The sequence below is a fragment of the Veillonella sp. AS16 genome, from assembly GCF_000517785.1.
In the GTDB taxonomy this organism is placed as follows: Bacteria; Bacillota; Negativicutes; order Veillonellales; family Veillonellaceae; genus Veillonella; species Veillonella denticariosi.
On sequence record NZ_AZYX01000007.1, the window covers coordinates 137,491 to 156,616 of the forward strand.

The window sequence follows — 19,126 nt, forward strand, 5'->3', positions numbered from 1 at the left end:
TTATGGATTTATACTAAAGATAATATAATGGAAGCTATAGACGATATGGCTGTCACTATAATACCTTGAAACTTTAATAATGAATTGTTAGGTTTTCGAGTTCCTAAGTAGGAGGTATGTAAATGAAGAAATTTACTAATTGGTTAATTCCAATCATCTTAGGTGTAGGGCTATGGTTTGTGCCTACACCGGAAGGGCTTACACCGCAGTCCTGGCATTTATTCGCCATCTTTGTCGCTACTATCGCAGGTTTTATTACGCAACCGTTGCCGATTGGTGGCGTATCTATTATCGTTATCACAGTTGCTGCATTGACGGGAACATTAAAGATCAGTGAAGGTTTATCCGGCTTCTCTAATTCTGCTATTTGGCTCATTGTAGGCGCGTTCTTATTCTCCCGTGGCTTTATAAAAACCGGTTTAGGCAAGCGCATTGCATATAATTTGATTTCTGCTTTCGGTAGCTCAAGTTTACGATTGGCTTATGCGTTGGCATTATCTGACTTGATATTGGCGCCGGCAACACCGTCTAATACGGCACGTGTAGGTGGTGTTATCATGCCGATTACAACAAGTTTGGCAAAAGCATTCGGTTCTGAACCGCAAAATGGTCCACGTAAAATCGGTTCATTTTTGATGCAGTCTATTTATCAGGTAAATACCGTTACATCTGCCATGTTCCAAACTTCCATGGCCGGTAATACCTTGGTTGCTGCGTTGGCACTTCAATCATTTGGTATCGGTATCACTTGGGGTGACTGGGCCATGGCCGCTATCGTCCCGGGGATAATTGCGTTGCTGATTATGCCGTACTTTATCTATAAGGTATATCCACCTGAAATCAAAGATGCCCGTGAAGCGCAGCAAATGATTCGTCAAGAATTAAAAGAATTGGGCTCTATGAGCTTCCAGGAATGGATTATGCTTGGCGTATTTATTTTAGCGCTTGTATTGTGGGCTACATCTCAATTCACGAATCTTGATGCAACTGTTGTAGCCTTCTTGGGTATTTCTATTTTATTAGCTACAGGCGTACTGATTTGGGATGATGTTAAAAGTGAAAAAGGTGCCTGGGATACATTGGTATGGATGGGTACATTGATGGCTTTCGCCGGATTTCTTTCCAAGCTGGGCTTTATTAAATGGGCCACCGTACTAGTTGGCGGTTATATTCCGGAAGGCTCCTGGGTTATTGCATTTATTGTAGCCGTGGTTGTCAATACATATGCACATTATGTGTTTGCATCGCTAACAGCGCATATTTCCGCAATGTTCGTAGCATTTTCTGCGATAGCAATTTCCGCAGGTGCACCACCGATGTTGACATTGTTGATGATCGCTTTCACATCTAATCTCTGCATGTCCTTGACTCACTATGCGGCAGGTCCATCTCCGGTAATCTTCAATACCGGTTATGTTCCTCAAAACACATGGTGGAAACTCGGTTTCTTCACGTCCGTAATTAACTTGATTATCTTCGTGGGCATTGGTTCCGTATGGATGAAAGTGATCGGTATGTGGTAAGCCTGTATAAAGTGTAATTACAAATTAAGATTTACATAGTATAATTACAGTCCAATTTTATTGATGTGAACATATCTATGTATACATGAAGCCGTCCCGTTGGGGACGGCTTTTTGTGATAAAATAAGAGCAGTAATCATATGTGATTAATCTGTAATATTATTATAGATTGTATGAATAGTGAAAGTATTCATTATGATTGTACGATTACATGCATGCTTTTGCATAGGAGGTACATATGAAGTTTGATAATCAACAATTATTGAAATATATTGGTGCGTGTACGTCACCGTATCATACGGTAGATACGAGTTTACAAATGTTACTGGACTCGGGATTTACCGAACTTTCATTGGGGGATACATGGGAATTGCATCCCGGTTCTTATGTAGTGAATGTATTCGGCACGACATTGTTTGCCTTTCATATCGGTAAGAACCCTCGTCAGACATTGCGGGTTGCATCGGCACATACGGATTTTCCCGCGATTCGTGTAAAACCGAATCCCGTTGTGTCCGTGAAAGGTTATAAAAAATTAAACGTGGAAATGTACGGCGGCCTCATTGAAAATACATGGCTCGACAGACCTTTGGGGGCTGCCGGGACCGTCGTGCTTAAGGGGGAATCCGCATTTGACGTGGACTCCGTTTTAGTGGATACAAAGCGGCCCATCGCCATCATTCCGAACTTGGCGATTCATATGAATCGTGCCGTTAATGACGGGGTAAAGCTGAATCGTCAGAAAGATATGTTGCCGATTCTTATGATGGAAAAAAGAGATGCCGATAACGGAACCCGTAACGGGGATAGTCATGTTAAAGCCATGTCGACGTCGGATAATAATGAATCTATTGAATGTTATGATGAATGGATGCATTTTCTTGCGGATGAGGTCGATTGTGATCCATCGGAAATTTTATCATATGAAATGACGTTATATCCTGTCGAGCAAGGTTGTACATTAGGGATAGAAGGTGATTTTATCAGCTCACCGCGATTAGATAATCTGACATCCTGCTTCGGTGTATTGTCGGGAATTATTGCAGCTCATAAAAATAAAGTCGACGGCATTCGTTGTGCCATTTTATTCGACAATGAAGAGGTAGGAAGTCGGACTAAACAAGGCGGAGCCGGTATGTTGTTACCGAATCTGGTAAAACGTATTTATGATGTATTAGGCTTTACTGCGCAGGATATGGATGAAGATTTGGCAAAGGGTTTTATGATTTCAGCCGATGTAGCTCATGGATTACATCCTAATTATCCGGAGAAAAATGATATTACGAATATACCCGTGCTCAATCAGGGCCTGGCACTTAAAATGGCCTCCAGTCAGTCCTATGCGGGTGATGCGAAGGCGATTGCCATCGTTAAGGGGCTTTGTGAGGAGGCCGATGTACAGTATCAGATCTACGTAAATCGTTCCGATGTTCCCGGAGGCTCTACGGTGGGATCGATTTCTTCCGCTATGTTACCGATGCGTACCATGGATATCGGCTTACCGATTTTGGCGATGCATTCCGCGCGAGAAACAATGGGATCCGCTGATCAAAATCAACTGAATCATTTAATGAATTATTTCCTCGGAGATGAGTAAATACTATCTTTTATTATGGTGAAAATATTGTATAATAAGTGTATATCAGTATGAATACAAGGATATCGTTATTTTTGATGAGTCATATCTATATATGCTTATAACTAAATATATATCCGATTAGTATTTATATATTAATAAAATTGAAAGCTGAAGGTTCACATCCGTCGAAGCTGGTAGGAGGCAATACATGAAAAAAATCAAATCCGTTTTGGTTGCCAACCGTGGTGAAATTGCAATTCGCGTATTTCGCGCATGTAATGAAATGGGTATTAAAACAGTAGCCATTTACTCTAAAGAGGATACATTGTCCTTACATCGTAATCAAGCTGATGAAGCCTACCTCGTAGGGGAAGGTAAGAAACCTGTTGATGCATATCTTGATATTGAAGATATCATCCGTATTGCAAAAGAACATGACATCGACGCCATTCATCCGGGTTATGGATTCTTATCCGAAAATGAAGGTTTCGCCCGTCGATGCGAAGAAGAAGGAATTATTTTTATCGGTCCTAAAATTGAACATCTTCATATGTTCGGCGATAAGGTTAATGCCCGTGAACAGGCGAAATTGGCTGACATCCCTATGATTCCGGGCTCTGATGGAGCGCTTAAGGATTTTGCTCAACTGGAAGAATTTGCTGATACTCATGGCTTCCCGTTGATGATTAAAGCCGTTAACGGCGGTGGCGGTCGCGGTATGCGTGAAGTTCATCGCAAGGAGGATCTTCGCGATGCGTATGATCGCGCTAAGTCTGAAGCGAAAGCCGCTTTCGGTGATGACGATGTATACGTGGAAAAGCTCATCGTAGAACCGAAACACATTGAGGTACAAATCCTGGGTGATGAACACGGTAATGTGGTTCATCTCCATGAACGTGACTGCTCCGTACAACGCCGTCATCAAAAGGTCGTTGAAATGGCGCCAGCCTTTGCGTTACCGTTGGAAACGCGCAAAGCTGTATGTGAAGCAGCCGTTAAGATCATGAAGAATGTTCACTACGTCAATGCCGGTACAGTTGAGTTTTTGGTAACAGCGGACGGCAGTTTCTACTTCATCGAAGTTAACCCTCGTATTCAGGTAGAACATACCGTAACGGAAATGGTTACGGATATTGATATTGTACATTCTCAGATCCGCATTGCTGAAGGCTACAGCTTACATAGTCCTGAGGTGGGGATCCCTGAACAGGATAAAATTCCTTGTAAAGGGACGGCTATTCAATGTCGTATTACCACTGAAAATCCGAAAAATAACTTCATGCCTGATACGGGTAAAATCCTGGCATACCGTAGTTCCGGCGGTTTCGGTATCCGCCTTGACTCGGGGAATGCTTTCACGGGGGCTGTCGTAACACCGTATTATGATTCCTTGCTTGTGAAAGCGACTGCATTCGGGCCTAATAATGACGAAACTATTCGTAAAATGTTACGTTGCCTGAAGGAATTCCGTATCCGCGGCGTAAAAACTAATATTCATTTCTTAATCAATGTATTGGAAAATCCTGAATTCCAAAGTGGTCATTACAATGTAAACTTCATTGAAGAACATCCTGAATTGTTTGAATTGAAACCGGATCGTGACCGTGGTACAAAATTATTGCGTTACATTGCGGATGTGACGATTAACGGCTATTCCGGCGCCGGTCATCAGGAAGTTCCTGACTTTGATCCTATTCAGATGCCATCTGCATTGGATATAAGCCCTGCGGAGGGAACAAAACAGACCTTCGATAAATTAGGTCCGGATAAATTTTCCAAATGGTTGAGCGAACAGAAACAAGTATTCTTTACGGATACTACATGGCGTGATGCCCATCAATCATTATTTGCGACTCGTCTACGTACCATTGATATGGCACGTGTAGCCGGCCATGCGGCAAAAGGTGTACCGAACTTATTCTCTCTTGAATGTTGGGGCGGTGCTACCTTTGACGTATCCTATCGTTTCTTGCATGAAGATCCATGGGAACGGTTGCGCATGTTCCGTCGCGAAGTACCGAATACATTGTTGCAAATGTTGCTTCGCGGTGCTAATGCGGTAGGTTATACTTCATATCCGGATAATGTGGTACGTCAGTTTATTCAACGTGCCGCTGTAAACGGTATCGATGTGTTCCGCGTATTTGACAGCTTGAACAGCTTGGATAATATGCATGTAGCCATCGATGAAGTTCGTGCTCAGAATAAAATAGCCGAAGTGGCTCTATGTTATACGGGCGATATTTTGGACGGGAAACGTACAAAATACAACTTGGACTACTATGTGAACATGGCGAAAGAGCTTGAAAAAGCAGGGGCGAATATTATTGCCATCAAAGACATGGCGGGCCTCTTGAAACCGCAAGCGTCTTATAATTTGGTATCCGCCTTAAAAGATGCGGTGTCCGTTCCTATTCATTTGCATACACATGAAGGCTCCGGTAATTCCATTTATACATACGGCCGAGCAGTAGATGCCGGTGTAGATGTTATCGATTTGGCGTACTCCGCGTTTGCTAACGGCACAAGTCAGCCGAGCATGAATTCCATGTATTATGCCTTGGCAGGTCATGAACGTCAGCCTGAAATGAATATCGACTACATGGAGGAAATGTCCCATTACTTCGGCAGCATTCGACCTTACTATAGAGGTGTCGATAAAGCTGAAGCATATCCTAATACAGAGGTATACCAACATGAAATGCCGGGCGGACAATACTCCAATTTGCAGCAACAGGCAAAGATGGTAGGCCTTGGTGACCGCTGGACGGATATCAAGAAAATGTACCATCAGGTCAATATGATGTTCGGTGATATCATTAAAGTAACGCCGTCCTCCAAGGTTGTAGGGGATATGACATTGTACATGGTACAAAATAACTTGACGGAAAAAGATATCTTCGAAAAAGGAGAGCTTCTTGATTTTCCTCAATCCGTAGTGGAATTCTTTGAAGGCCGCCTCGGAACACCGTACCAAGGGTTCCCTGAAAAGTTACAGAAGATTATCTTGAAAGGGGCGCGTCCTATTACCGTTCGTCCGGGTGCCGTATTGCCTCCGACCGATTTTGAACATGTCCGCAATGAATTGAGCGATATGGGTGCGCAAACCACTGATGAAGATGTAAGTGCATATTGCCTATATCCTAAGGTTTATCAGGATTACAATAAATTTGTAAGCGATTTCGGTGATGTGTCCGTACTTGATACGCCGACGTTCTTCTTCGGTATGAAGCGCGGCGAAGAAATTCAGGTAACCATTGAAAAAGGTAAGACCCTTATCATCAGAATGAACGGTTATTCCGAACCTGATGAGGATGGTAATCGCATTGTATTGTTTGAGTTTAACGGTCAATCGCGTAGCATTAAGGTTCATGATAAACATGCAAAAACCACCGGTGTTGTTCGTCGTAAAGCGGATGAATCGAACCCTGGTGAAATCGGAGCTACATTATCCGGATCTGTTGTTAAGATTCTCGTTAAGAATGGTCAGTCCGTAACGAAGGGTGAACCGTTAATCGTAACGGAAGCCATGAAGATGGAAACGACGATTACGGCTCCAATCGACGGTATCGTTGAAGAGGTTCTCGTTCGTGAAGGCAGTCGTATTGAATCCGGTGACTGCTTGCTTCGTATCGAGGATGCTTTGAAGCGATAAGGACTATAACTTAATAAAAGTTTATTCTCTATTTTGATAATTTGAAAATCGTGGGAATAATGAAGAAATCCCTAGGAAATCCTAGGGATTCTTTGTATTTTAGCGGTTTTCATGGTACTATATATAGTGTAGAAAATGGGCTTATTATGCCTGTTTCACTTAATATTTAGTAGAAAAGGAGTAGTAACAGATGAGATGTCCTTATTGCCAACACACAGACACGAAGGTAACAGACTCGAGAACGACTGATGAAGGTAATAGTATTCGCCGTCGCCGCGAATGTATCAATTGTGGCCGTCGCTTTACTACATATGAAATTATAGAAGAAGTGCCGCTTATGGTACTAAAGAAAAACGGACGCCGTGAACTCTTTGATCGCGGTAAATTATTAAACGGTTTATTGCGCTCCTGTGATAAACGAACTGTGCCGATGTCCGTGATGGAACAGGTTGTTAATGATGTGGAACGCGATATCCGCAACGAAATCAATCAAGAGGTAACTACGGACCGTATCGGTGAACTGGTATTGCAACAATTAAAGGATATCGACCAAGTTGCCTATGTTCGCTTTGCCAGTGTATATCGCAAGTTTGACAATATTGACAGTTTTATGGAAGAGTTAAAGGCCCTTAAAAAGCTAGATGCCAAAAAGCCGAAACGTAAACCTGCCGTTGAAGAATAGTTATTTTCGCAGTATCGATTATACATGGTTTTGAAATCATGATGTATACGATGTGTGGGGCCTTATGATAGATTTACATTGTGATACGATGATGCAGCTGCTGGATCATCCTGACAGCGGTGATTTATATCGAAACCGCTGGAAAATAGATATAGAAAAATTACGGAAGGCTCACAGCAAGGTGCAAGATTTTGCATTTTATATCGATTTACATGAAACAGATAATCCTTATGGTCGCTATGAGGATATGCGTGATTTATGTACATCGCAAATTGAGCGTTATGGAGAGCACATAGAGCATGTGCTCTCTTATCAGGATATACAGGGGGTATATGAGTCCGGCAAAATCGGGGCTCTTCTTTCCATTGAGGAGGGCGGTGTTCTCGGTGGTGATTTACAGAAACTTTCACAAGCCTATAAGGACGGCATACGTCTTATCACATTGACCTGGAATTATCCGAACGGATTGGGAGAACCTCATTGTGGGGATCAATCCAAAAAATTGACGGCTAAGGGTGTTGAATTTGTCGAAGCCATGCAGGATATGGGGATTATTGTTGATTGTTCACATCTCAATGATGCTGGAACGGAGCAGTTAGGTGATATCCTTGATGTCCCTTTCGTCGCATCTCATTCAAATGCGCGGGCAGTGAGAAATCATACGCGTAATTTACCTGATACCCTTATTAAGCTCATCGCTAATAAGGGGGGCGTTATAGGGCTCAATTTTGCGCAGAATTTCCTGGGCACATCGCCGGTCAGTCGTATTGAGGACATTGTTAAACATGGACTATACCTTATCGATAAGGGCGGTGAAGATGTGTTGGCGTTGGGCACTGATTTTGACGGTATTCCACCGGAAACGGAAATCGCGGATACATCGCAGATGAGTCGTCTCTATGATGCGTTTGGAATGGCCGGTTTGACCGTGGAACAACGGGATAAGATATTTTGGAAAAATGCGGACAGACTGTTAAAGGAGCTTTTATGATGAATGATTTAAATCCTATGATTGCAGAGCGATTTTCTGAGCATTTAGATGTTTTTGGAAAGACCATGGAACAGATGGAGATTATCCAGGACATAGGAATTCGCTGTAAAACAGCTATTGAAAATGGAAATAAAATATTGTTTTGCGGCAATGGCGGATCTGCAGCAGATTCTCAGCATTTGGCGGCTGAATTGATCGGTCGGTTTAAAAAGGAACGTCGTTCCTTGGCTGCTGTTGCACTTACGACGGATACATCTATTTTGACATCCATTGCCAATGATTATGATTATGATGTTGTCTTTGCTCGTCAGGTGGAGGGACTTGGTCGCTCCGGAGATGTTCTCATCGGAATTTCTACGTCGGGAAATTCCAAAAATGTTCTGAAAGCTGTTGAAATGGCACGCTCCATCGGTATGCATACAATCGGATTTACCGGCGAAGGCGGCGGCAAGATGGCCGAGCTTTGTGATATTACACTCGCCGTTCCGAGCAAGGTGACGGCCCGCATTCAAGAAATGCATATTTTAGCAGGTCATATCATCTGTGAATTAATCGAAGAAGACTATTGATGAGTAGATAGGAATATAAGCTATGATCAATACCACAATTAATCAATTTTTAATGAATACATTGCCAAATCTTAACATTGCCGTTATCGGTGATGTGATGGTGGACCGATATGTATTTGGCGATGTGAGTCGCATTTCGCCGGAAGCTCCTGTTCCGGTAAATCGCGTTTCTCAAATAAAAGAGGTGCTTGGTGGCGCCGGTAATGTGGCGTCTAATTTGGCAAACCTGGACTGTCATGTATACTTAGGAGCTTTATCTGGCAATGATGATCATGGTCGCCTATTGAAATCCCTCTTGGAGGCAGATCACATTGATACTTCAGGACTCATCATCGATGATAATCGCTCCACCATTACAAAGATGCGTATTTTAGGTGACCGTCAACAGATGATGCGCCTTGATTTTGAAATAATTATAGATTTAACCTCCGATGAGGAAATGCAACTTGCAACATGGTTGGAGAATCTTTGCAAATCGGGTATAGACGGTATCGTTATTTCCGATTATGGTAAGGGCGTATGTACACCGAGCCTGTTAAAAAAGGTCTTTGCGTTGGCAAAACAATACAATGTACAGACTATCGTGGATCCTAAGGGGGCCGATTGGTCTAAATATAACGGGGCGACGTGTATTACCCCGAATGTGAAAGAACTCGGTGAATGCGTGGGGCGTACGTTGGTGAATGATGATGAATCTATCGTCAATGCGGCGAAGGAGATTCTGCAATCTGTTGATTTAGATTATATTGTAGCCACTCGCTCCGCAAAAGGGATTACCGTTATCGCGAAGGATGGCCGTACATGGCACAATCCTGCGACACAGCAGGAAGTATTTGACGTAAGTGGTGCCGGCGATACGGTGGTGTCGATGATTATTACATGTCTTGCAGGTAAATTATCGATGCGATTAGCGCTTCATATTGCAAATGGTGCGGCCGGTATCGTCGTAGCGAAGGTGGGAACCTATCCGATTCATCGCTCCGAGTTGATAGAACTGTGGCACTCTTTGCAACGGGGCTTACAGGATAAGCCTCTATACACGAAAGAGGAGATGTCAGATCTCGTGAAACGGTGGCAGCAAAATGGAGACACCGTGGTATTTACGAACGGATGCTTCGACATTCTTCATCGCGGACATATTACATATTTGCAAGAGGCGGCTCAACTCGGCGACCATCTGATTATAGGCCTTAATTCAGACTGTTCCGTCCGTCGTTTGAAAGGGGAAACGCGTCCCATCGTAAGTGAAGATGATCGTGCTGCACTGCTCAGCGCTTTGGGCTGTGTGGACGGAGTTGTACTGTTTGAAGAAGATACGCCTGCAGAACTATTGGCCTATTTGCGACCTAATATACTCGTTAAGGGCGGAGACTATAAAAAAGAAGATATCGTAGGGCGTGAGTCCGTTGATGATGTAGAGGTGCTTTCATTTAAAGAAGGCTATTCCACGTCGGATATAGTAGAAAAAATAGCCGAGATGGCTAAGGAGGGCAAATTATGATTATCGTAACCGGTGGTGCCGGTTTTATCGGCAGTAATATTGTGAAAGCCTTGAATGAGCGTGGTCGTACGGATATTATTATCGTTGATGACCTCACAGATGGGCGTAAAATTCGCAATATTCAAAACCTGGAATTTTTAGATTATATCGATTGTGATGATTTTGATTATGCTGTTGCTGACGGATCTTTTGATGTAGGGCCTATTGACGTCGTGTTCCACGAAGGCGCTTGTGCAGATACGATGGAATATAACGGCAAGTATATGATGAAGAGCAACTATGAAGGTTCTAAAAATTTATTTCATTATTGCCAAGATCGGCGCATCCCATTTATCTATGCGTCCTCTGCATCTACATATGGAAATGGTACACATGGTTTTGTAGAAAAGCCTGAAGCTGAAGAAGCACTCAATCCATATGCGTATTCTAAATTGTTATTCGACCGTTATGTACGCAAATATGAAGGTGAATATACAGCCCAAGTAGTTGGTTTACGTTACTTTAACGTATATGGTCCTAATGAAGCTCATAAAGATAAAATGGCTTCTTTAGTACGTCAAATGTTCTATAAAAATCAGGAGACCGGTGTGATCAATTTGTTTGAAGGCACGGACGGTTATGAAGATGGCGGTCAGACACGAGATTTTATCTACGTAAAAGATGTAGTCAATGTGAATTTCTATTTCTGGGAACATCCTGAAATCTCGGGGATATTTAACTGCGGTACGGGTAATGCACATAGCTTTAATCAATTTATGCAGGCTGTTATCGATTACAATGGTAAGGGTAAAATTGAATACATCCCGTTCCCTGAGGTATTAAAGGGTAAATACCAAAGCTTTACCGAAGCGGATACGACTAAATTGATGGCTGCCGGTTATGATAAAGGCTTTACAAAGATGGAAGATGCCGTTAAAGAATATTGTGAACTGTTGGAACATAATGAAGGATATTTACGTTGATGCGCAAAGTACTGTTTCTCGATCGGGACGGGGTCATCAATAAGGATGTGAACTATCTTTACAGGATTGACGATTTACAATGGGTTGATGGTGCTAAAGAGGCGCTTGCATATGCCTACAGTAAAGGGTATGACCTCATTGTGGTGACCAATCAGAGCGGTGTGGCCCGGGGGTATTATACGGAACATGATGTGCAGATTCTGCATGAATATATGGGGCGTGAACTGGATGCCTGCGGGGCTCCGATTCTACGTTTCTACTATTGTCCTCATCATGTAGAAGGCACGGTGTCTCGCTATGCCGTTGAATGTGAATGTCGTAAACCGAAACCCGGTATGATATATCAGGCTATTAAGGATTATGATGTGAATGTTGGTGAAAGCTTTCTCATAGGAGATAGTCCGCGTGATATTGAGGCCGCCGAGGCTGCCGGTATAAAAGGGTACTTATTTACGGGTACCAATTTGTTGGATTTTATAAAAACGATTATTTAGCGTGTAATTTTATACTTTGATATAGATATGATGGAGGTGATGGTATGAAAGATTACAAGAATATACTCATTATCAAGATGAGCTCTTTAGGCGATGTTATACATGCATTACCTACCTTGTATGCAATTCGTAAGAACTGGCCTGATGCGCGTATCACCTGGGCTATTCATGAACAGTTCGCCAGCCTCCTGCCCGGTACCCCCTGGATCGATGATGTCATCATTATCGACAAGAAGAGGTTGAAACAACCGGCATATCTTTGGGAGCTTAGAAAAGAGCTACATAGTCGTCATTTTGATATGACCTTAGATTTACAATGTATTGCAAAAAGTGCTATAGTTTCTCTACTATCGGGGGCGCCTGAAAAATACGGTTACTGGGAACTGCGCGAAGGCAGTAATCTTGTGAATAAAGCCCTTGTAGGAGAGCACAAGTACGATCATGTTATCGAGAGATATTTAGATACCGTTCGCGCCTTGGGCGGCGAAGTGGAAGGTGTTGAATTTCCCATGCCCGTCTACGGGAATGCGGAAAAATCGATTAAATATCGTCTTCAATGCTTTGGTATTTCCGATGATGAATATGTCGTAGTAGTACCCGGCGCACGATGGATAGTAAAGGAATGGCCTCTTCTCAATTTTGGCGAACTCTGTATTCGCCTCTGTGAATCAGGTAAGAAGGTCGTCATCGCAGGTGCACCGGAGGATATTGAGAAGGGCGCTTTCATAGAAAATTATGTAAAGAATGATAATCTCGTAAATCTCGTTGGGGCTACATCGATGGAGGAACTGATAGAACTGATCCGTCGATGCGAAGTATTTATCAGCGCCGATACGGGACCGCTACATATTGCAAATGCCTTGAAGCGGCCTCTCATTGCCTTATTCGGTACGACATCACCTAAGCGGACAGGTCCTTATGGAGGCAGTCACGTACATCTCATCATTTCTCCTACCTCAAAGGCGACGCCGGAGGACCCGTTGGTTGATGATCCGGACTGCATGGCTCAGATCCCGGTGGATGCGGTATGGTCCGTATATGAGCAAGTGCTTGGAAAGGAACTGTAATGGAACTCGATAATAAGCGAATTGTTGTGACCTTTCTCATGCATCTGGGTGATGTTATCCTGACGACACCGTTTTTAGAGGTATTGCGAAAGGCGGCACCTCATAGTCATATTACATATGTAATAGATGAGAAATTACAGCAGGTTATGCAGTATAATCCAAATATTGATGAACTTGTCGTCGTGGATAAAAAAGGGCGTCATAACAGTATTTCAGGCCTCAATGCGGTCGCGCGTGAGATCAATGCGAAGGGTAAGCCGGATATCGTGATTAATCTGCATCCCAATGAACGCACATCATATTTAGCGTGGAAGATTCATGCACCTGTTACAACGGGGATGAGTCATTTTTTATTCAGACCCTTTATGACGAAGTATACGCGTCTCGACCGCAAGACGCGTCATGCCGCGGATATGTATATCAATGTTTTGGAGCAGTTAGGGGTTGCGGATTTATCAAATTCCGGTTTACATATAGAAACTTGTGAAGCTTGGCGCCGTGAGGCATATGATTTCTATACCGATCATGGTGTAAAGGATGAAGATAAGCTTATCGGATTCAATATCGGTAGTGCGGTCCCTGAAAAACGATGGCCTGCCGAACGTTTTGTCCATGTGGCGGATTATTTCGGACGGCAAGGGTACAAGACGATATTCTTTGGAGGCCCTATGGATATCGATATGGTAGAACCGGTTGTAAAGATGATGGAAACAAAGCCGATTGTCGCGACCGGTGCATTTCAGTTAGGGCCTTTGGCTGCGGCTATGGGGCGGTGCTCCTTGCTCATCACGAATGATTCGGGACCGATGCACGTCGCTGTGAGTCAACATGTGCCCGTAGTGGCACTTTACGGACCGTCAAATCCATTTTTTTACGGACCGTATCAATCTGAATCTATTGTTCTTGAGTCCATGGATACATATGAAATCGGTAAAAGTATGAAACAGATCATCAAGGAAGGTCACTACGCGGGAATTTCCGTAATATCCGAAGATGAAGTGATTAAAGCGGCGGAAACGTTGCTTTCAGAAACAAAATAAAGGCCAGTTATGAATTATATTGTATTTGATTTGGAATGGAATCAACCGTACAGTAACGATATCAGTTTTATGAAACGCACAAAGATGCCGTTGACGGGTGAGATTATTCAAATCGGAGCAGTAAAATTGAATGAACGGATGGATATCGTAGATCATTTTACGATGTTTATCAAACCTCGATATTTAACACGCATGCATAAACACGTGCGTGAATTGACGGGGATTACATCGTTGGATTTGAATCATGGCGTGCCGTTTAAGACGGCCATGCATCATTTTCAAGCCTGGTGCGGCGATCAATACATGCTCTTATCGTGGGGTGCTGATGATATTCTCATTTTACGGGAAAATCTCATGTTGCACAGTATGAAAGTGCTGTCCTATGATCAGTGGGTGGATGCGCAGATGATTTATGCCTATCAACGGTACGGAACAAATCAACAGTATTCCGTATCCCATGCCATGGAGGATTTAGGAATTTCCTCAGAGCATTTGTCGGCACACAATGCATTGCATGACGCGGTTTTTACGGCACATATTTGTCAGAAACTGGATATTCCTGAAGGAATACGGCAGTATGATGAGATCCGTAAGACCGGTTCCAATCCATTGTTATATCCGCCGATTCTGACGTTTTTTATGTATGAGAACTTTTCCGAAAAGAAGCGTGTTGTCCATGATAAACGGGTTAGACTGTCGTTTTGTCCGTATTGCCAGAATAGATTGGATATGACGCAGCCGGAACGGTTACAGGGGGATAAGTATCTTGCACTCGGTATTTGTCCTAAACATGGCGATTTTGCGGTGCAGTTAAAGGTTGGAAAATATACGATCAGATCGGGAATTACAAAGTTTTATGTTACAAAAGTACTGACACATTGTACCGATGAGATTCGTTTATTATATAAAAACAAGTCCGAGGTTAATCGGGAGAAAGAAAGATTATATCATGAACATCGCAGAGCGGAGCTGGAAAAGCGACATGCGACTAAATGATTTGATTTTAATGTCAATCGAATAAGATTTCTATGAAGCTGTATTCTGTAGATTTAGAGGCTTATTTTATACAGGATATTGAGGCATAGAATACCTTTAGAAAGGATAATTGTATGGAACGTAAATATGCATGGCACAATTATGATGATGCGACCATATCCAAAGTATATGAGTTAAGTGATGGATATCGTCAATTTCTAGATGATGGAAAAACTGAACGGGAATGTGTGATTCAGGCTGTACAGATGGCAAAAGCGAAAGGCTATGTTAATTTACAGGATTTAATTGCATCGAATACGTCAATCAAGGCGGGGGATAAGGTGTATTATACCCACATGGATAAATCCATCGCTCTTTTCAATATCGGTACGGATGATATCGAATTGGGCATGAATCTGTTAGGAGCCCATATCGATTCTCCTCGTATCGACGTTAAACAAAATCCTCAATATGAAGACAGCAATCTGTTATTTTGGGATACTCATTATTACGGGGGAATCAAAAAATATCATTGGGTTGCGATGCCTTTGGCTATTCACGGTGTAGTTGTGAAGACTGACGGTACCCGTATCGATATCAATATCGGCGATAAGGACACGGATCCTGTTTTCTGTATTACCGATTTATTGCCACATTTGGGTCAGGAACAGATGCAGAAAAATGCGGCAAAGGTTATCGAAGGGGAGGCGTTGGATCTGCTCATCGGCAGCCGTCCCGTAAAAGATGAAGAGAAGGACGGGGTTGCTAAATTTATTAACGCCCTTCTTGAAAAGGAATATGGTTTTGAGGAACGGGATTTATTATCCGCAGAACTTGAAATCGTTCCTGCCGGCAAAGCGCGCGATATGGGCTTTGATCGGTCCATGGTTATGGCGTATGGCCAAGATGATCGCGTATGTGCCTACACTTCATTGGTAGCGATGCTCGAAGTGGATCAGGTAAAACGTACTACATGCTGTTTGCTTGTGGATAAAGAGGAAATCGGTTCAGTCGGCGCTACGGGGATGCAATCCCGATTCTTTGAAAATGCGGTGGCTGAAATTTTAACGCTTATGGGAAAACCGAATTCTGTCAGCGTTCGTCGTACATTGGAAAAATCACGTATGTTGTCCTCCGATGTAAGCGCCGGATATGATCCTCTTTACAGCTCCGCTTTTGAAAAGAAAAACGCCTCTTACTTAGGAATGGGCGTCGTGTTCAATAAATTTACGGGGGCTCGCGGTAAATCGGGCTCTAATGATGCCAATGCGGAGTATATGGGCTTTATTCGCCGCATTATGGAGTCCAATAATGTTACATATCAAACGGCTGAGCTCGGTAAAGTCGATCTCGGTGGAGGCGGAACCATTGCATATATAATGGCTTTGTACGGTATGAATGTCATCGATTGCGGTGTGGCTGTACTCAGCATGCATGCTCCGTGGGAAGTTACCTCCAAAGCGGATATTTACGAAGCTAAACAGTGTTATGTCGCGTTCCTTAATGCGGCAGATGAAACAATCTAATGATAGAGGGCTTTCACCGGTGGTGAAAGTCCAATTCATGTATGAGGTGGATTATGAGTAAAACGGAATTGGGCGCCGCTATTGCAGCCGCTAAAGACAATGCATCGGAGGTAAAGACCGTAAAGGTCGATATCTTTGATATTCCTGAATCGAAGGCGGACGAATACATTGCAAATCGGGAAGAAGTGGCAAAGGCTGCCGCAGAGGTTATGAAACCATACTGTGTAACGGTAAAACGAGAAACACTTGAGATGGATGAAGGTGAAGCTGTTGTCGGTTACTATGTGACAGGCGAGATTTTGATGTGTGTTATCCTGGACCCCTTTGAAGTTCCCGTTATGAAGATGGCCCTCGATAAGGGAACGCTGAAGGAGTATATTCTAGCCGCAAACGAATTGACGGAAGAAATGTTGGCGTCTTTAAATCGATAACCTTATCTCATAAAAACAGTATTTTCTGTATATTCAATATGAACAAATGTAAAATACTTTAGTCTGCTACATTGATGTAGTAGATAAAGTCGTTTATAATTAATATATTATTAGTTATGACGAAGAGGAAGGGAATCCCTATGAACTGGAAAAAAGGAATCGCCTTGGTACTGACTGCGGCAGCTTTTATGGCCGTTACCGGGTGTGGTACAAATGGAACAAGTGATGGCGGTAATTACAAGGTAGGTGTGGTTCAACTTGTTGAACATCCTGCTTTGGATGCAGCCAATAAAGGCTTTGTCGATGCATTAAAGGAAAAAGGCTTAGATAGCAAGATTACCTTTGATCAACAAAATGCTCAAGCCGATCAATCAAATTTGAATACGATTGCTCAACGTTTTGTATCGGATCGTAAAAATCTGATTTTAGCGATTGCTACACCTGCGGCACAGACGATGGCTAATGCGACTCATGATATTCCGATTTTGGGGACGGCCATTACCGATTATGAAGCGGCAAAGCTCGTTAAATCAAATGAGCATCCGGGCGGCAATATATCCGGTACGAGTGATATGAACCCGGTAGAACAACAAGTTGATCTGATATTACAAGTCATGCCGAATGCGAAAACAATCGGTACCATTTACAGTTCCAGTGAAGTGAACTCTCAGATTCAAGTAGAGAAAATGAAGGCTTATGCTGCTACAAAAGGGATTAAGGTAGAAGAGGTTACGGTATCCACCGTAAACGATATTCAACAAGCGGCTCAAAACCTCGTATCTCAACATGTAGATGCGGTATATGTACCGACAGATAATGTGGTGGCATCTGCGATGAGTAATCTTGTCGCTATTACAGATCCTGCAAAGATCCCGGTTTTCGGTGGTGAAGATAATCATGTTAAAGGCGGAGCACTCATGTCCTTATCCGTGGATTATTATAAATTGGGATATCAAACGGGTTTGATGGCTGCAAAAATCTTAACCGGTGAAGCTAAAGTTGAAGATATGCCTATCGAAACGCAAAAAGAGTTTAAATTAGTTGTGAATAAAGACAAGTTGGAAAAATTGGGCATCACCTTACCAGAGGAATTGATGAACAAAGCATCTATGATTTAATACGCAACTGGTAAGGAGTAATGTTACATGAACTGGAAAAAAGGTATTGTAGTGGCCCTCAGCGCCATTACCGTAATGGCTATGGTCGCAGGTTGCGGTTCCAACACGGCATCCGGAGATCAAAAGAAAATCGGTGTTATTCAACTGGTAGAACATCCATCTCTTGATGCAGCAAATAAGGGCTTTATTGACGGCCTTGCCTCCAAAGGTTATAAGGATGGAGAAAATATCAAGATTGATCAACAAAATGCACAGGCCGATCAATCTAATTTAAATAGTATTGCACAGCGTTTTGTATCTGATAAAAATGATTTGGTGCTTGCCATTGCAACACCGGCGGCACAGACAATGGCTAATGCATCTCATGATATGCCGATTTTAGGAACAGCTATTACCGATTATGTGACGGCTAAGCTTGTTAAATCTAATGAACATCCCGGCGGTAATGTGTCGGGTACATCGGATATGACACCTGTAGAAAAAGAGGTGGATCTCATTGTAGCATTGGTACCGAATGTTAAACGAATCGGTGCTATCTACACATCTTCGGAAATCAATTCCCAGCTACAGGTGGAAAAAATGAAGGCTTATGCTGCGACAAAGGGGATAACTGTAGTAGAAGCGACGGTATCTAATGTTAACGATATTCAACAGGCGGCAACCAATCTCGTAAATCAGGATGTACAGGCCATTTATACGCCGACGGATAATGTAATCGCATCGGCGATGGCCAACTTGGCACAAATTACGGATTCCGCAAAGATTCCTGTATTCGCTGCTGATGAAGGCATGACTATGACCGGTGGTGTGGCAACCTATTCTGTAGATTACTATCAATTAGGTTATCAGACGGGATTGATGGCTGCAAAAATCCTGTCAGGGGAAGCTAAAATCGGGGATATGCCGGTTGAAACACAAAAGGGAATTAAATTAACTGTCAACGAAGAGCGTGCCAATAAATTGGGGATTACTATTCCGGAGGCACTTCGAAAAGATATGAAAAAATAGAGGAG

General features: G+C 42.9%; 16 protein-coding genes. All 16 read left to right on the forward strand.

The genetic code is table 11. The features are described from left to right. Positions 1–122 precede the first annotated feature (122 nt). The 16 genes from HMPREF1521_RS00770 (at position 123) to HMPREF1521_RS00845 (ending at position 19,121) form a co-directional block, all read left to right on the forward strand. Positions 123–1,523: an anion permease gene (locus HMPREF1521_RS00770; RefSeq protein ID WP_038114652.1), complete on the forward strand. Its 1,401-nt coding sequence runs from the start codon at positions 123–125 to the stop codon at positions 1,521–1,523. 238 nt (positions 1,524–1,761) lie between these two features. Further along, positions 1,762–3,120: a M18 family aminopeptidase gene (locus tag HMPREF1521_RS00775; RefSeq protein WP_038114654.1), complete on the forward strand. Its 1,359-nt coding sequence runs from the start codon at positions 1,762–1,764 to the stop codon at positions 3,118–3,120. A gap of 190 nt (positions 3,121–3,310) precedes the next feature. Beyond that, a complete protein-coding gene (locus HMPREF1521_RS00780; protein ID WP_038114658.1) occupies positions 3,311–6,757 on the forward strand; it encodes a pyruvate carboxylase in 3,447 nt (1,148 codons plus the stop codon). 190 nt (positions 6,758–6,947) lie between these two features. Continuing rightward, complete coding sequence (nrdR, locus tag HMPREF1521_RS00785; RefSeq protein WP_038114662.1) at positions 6,948–7,439, forward strand: transcriptional regulator NrdR; 492 nt, start codon at positions 6,948–6,950, stop codon at positions 7,437–7,439. Between the two features lie 64 nt (positions 7,440–7,503). Continuing rightward, positions 7,504–8,430: a dipeptidase gene (locus HMPREF1521_RS00790; RefSeq protein ID WP_038114665.1), complete on the forward strand. Its 927-nt coding sequence runs from the start codon at positions 7,504–7,506 to the stop codon at positions 8,428–8,430. After that, the gene (gene gmhA, locus HMPREF1521_RS00795; protein WP_038116000.1) at positions 8,430–8,999 is read left to right on the forward strand and encodes a D-sedoheptulose 7-phosphate isomerase; all 570 of its coding nucleotides are present in this window, start codon (positions 8,430–8,432) and stop codon (positions 8,997–8,999) included. Before HMPREF1521_RS00790 ends, gmhA begins: the two co-directional genes overlap by 1 nt. 22 nt (positions 9,000–9,021) lie before the next feature. Continuing rightward, complete coding sequence (gene rfaE1 / locus HMPREF1521_RS00800) at positions 9,022–10,500, forward strand: D-glycero-beta-D-manno-heptose-7-phosphate kinase (protein WP_038114667.1); 1,479 nt, start codon at positions 9,022–9,024, stop codon at positions 10,498–10,500. Further along, positions 10,497–11,462 carry an ADP-glyceromanno-heptose 6-epimerase gene (gene rfaD / locus HMPREF1521_RS00805; RefSeq protein ID WP_038114672.1) on the forward strand — a complete coding sequence of 322 codons (966 nt, stop codon included), beginning with the start codon at positions 10,497–10,499 and terminating at the stop codon, positions 11,460–11,462. The genes rfaE1 and rfaD overlap by 4 nt, the downstream gene beginning before the upstream one ends. After that, entirely contained in the window at positions 11,462–11,956 is a 495-nt protein-coding gene (locus tag HMPREF1521_RS00810) for a D-glycero-beta-D-manno-heptose 1,7-bisphosphate 7-phosphatase (RefSeq protein ID WP_038114675.1), read from the forward strand. Before rfaD ends, HMPREF1521_RS00810 begins: the two co-directional genes overlap by 1 nt. A gap of 44 nt (positions 11,957–12,000) precedes the next feature. Then, positions 12,001–13,023: a glycosyltransferase family 9 protein gene (locus HMPREF1521_RS00815; RefSeq protein WP_038114677.1), complete on the forward strand. Its 1,023-nt coding sequence runs from the start codon at positions 12,001–12,003 to the stop codon at positions 13,021–13,023. Further along, positions 13,023–14,063: a glycosyltransferase family 9 protein gene (locus HMPREF1521_RS00820; RefSeq protein WP_038114681.1), complete on the forward strand. Its 1,041-nt coding sequence runs from the start codon at positions 13,023–13,025 to the stop codon at positions 14,061–14,063. The genes HMPREF1521_RS00815 and HMPREF1521_RS00820 overlap by 1 nt, the downstream gene beginning before the upstream one ends. Before the next feature lie 9 nt (positions 14,064–14,072). After that, complete coding sequence (locus tag HMPREF1521_RS00825; protein ID WP_038114684.1) at positions 14,073–15,059, forward strand: 3'-5' exonuclease; 987 nt, start codon at positions 14,073–14,075, stop codon at positions 15,057–15,059. Positions 15,060–15,172: 113 nt separating this feature from the next. Next, positions 15,173–16,564, forward strand: coding sequence for an aminopeptidase (locus tag HMPREF1521_RS00830; protein WP_038114687.1), 1,392 nt, complete (start codon positions 15,173–15,175; stop codon positions 16,562–16,564). 53 nt (positions 16,565–16,617) lie between these two features. Further along, positions 16,618–16,995 carry a hypothetical protein gene (locus tag HMPREF1521_RS00835; RefSeq protein ID WP_038114690.1) on the forward strand — a complete coding sequence of 126 codons (378 nt, stop codon included), beginning with the start codon at positions 16,618–16,620 and terminating at the stop codon, positions 16,993–16,995. A gap of 140 nt (positions 16,996–17,135) precedes the next feature. Next, entirely contained in the window at positions 17,136–18,113 is a 978-nt protein-coding gene (locus tag HMPREF1521_RS00840) for an ABC transporter substrate-binding protein (protein WP_038114693.1), read from the forward strand. 27 nt (positions 18,114–18,140) lie between these two features. After that, positions 18,141–19,121 carry an ABC transporter substrate-binding protein gene (locus HMPREF1521_RS00845; RefSeq protein ID WP_038114696.1) on the forward strand — a complete coding sequence of 327 codons (981 nt, stop codon included), beginning with the start codon at positions 18,141–18,143 and terminating at the stop codon, positions 19,119–19,121. The last annotated feature ends 5 nt before the right edge of the window (positions 19,122–19,126 follow it).

Coding starts and splice junctions, on each gene's coding strand:
- HMPREF1521_RS00770 (WP_038114652.1), top strand. CDS start 123: ATGAAGAAATTTACTAATTGGTTAATTCCAATCATCTTAGGTGTAGGG.
- HMPREF1521_RS00775 (WP_038114654.1), top strand. CDS start 1,762: ATGAAGTTTGATAATCAACAATTATTGAAATATATTGGTGCGTGTACG.
- HMPREF1521_RS00780 (WP_038114658.1), top strand. CDS start 3,311: ATGAAAAAAATCAAATCCGTTTTGGTTGCCAACCGTGGTGAAATTGCA.
- nrdR (WP_038114662.1), top strand. CDS start 6,948: ATGAGATGTCCTTATTGCCAACACACAGACACGAAGGTAACAGACTCG.
- HMPREF1521_RS00790 (WP_038114665.1), top strand. CDS start 7,504: ATGATAGATTTACATTGTGATACGATGATGCAGCTGCTGGATCATCCT.
- gmhA (WP_038116000.1), top strand. CDS start 8,430: ATGAATGATTTAAATCCTATGATTGCAGAGCGATTTTCTGAGCATTTA.
- rfaE1 (WP_038114667.1), top strand. CDS start 9,022: ATGATCAATACCACAATTAATCAATTTTTAATGAATACATTGCCAAAT.
- rfaD (WP_038114672.1), top strand. CDS start 10,497: ATGATTATCGTAACCGGTGGTGCCGGTTTTATCGGCAGTAATATTGTG.
- HMPREF1521_RS00810 (WP_038114675.1), top strand. CDS start 11,462: ATGCGCAAAGTACTGTTTCTCGATCGGGACGGGGTCATCAATAAGGAT.
- HMPREF1521_RS00815 (WP_038114677.1), top strand. CDS start 12,001: ATGAAAGATTACAAGAATATACTCATTATCAAGATGAGCTCTTTAGGC.
- HMPREF1521_RS00820 (WP_038114681.1), top strand. CDS start 13,023: ATGGAACTCGATAATAAGCGAATTGTTGTGACCTTTCTCATGCATCTG.
- HMPREF1521_RS00825 (WP_038114684.1), top strand. CDS start 14,073: ATGAATTATATTGTATTTGATTTGGAATGGAATCAACCGTACAGTAAC.
- HMPREF1521_RS00830 (WP_038114687.1), top strand. CDS start 15,173: ATGGAACGTAAATATGCATGGCACAATTATGATGATGCGACCATATCC.
- HMPREF1521_RS00835 (WP_038114690.1), top strand. CDS start 16,618: ATGAGTAAAACGGAATTGGGCGCCGCTATTGCAGCCGCTAAAGACAAT.
- HMPREF1521_RS00840 (WP_038114693.1), top strand. CDS start 17,136: ATGAACTGGAAAAAAGGAATCGCCTTGGTACTGACTGCGGCAGCTTTT.
- HMPREF1521_RS00845 (WP_038114696.1), top strand. CDS start 18,141: ATGAACTGGAAAAAAGGTATTGTAGTGGCCCTCAGCGCCATTACCGTA.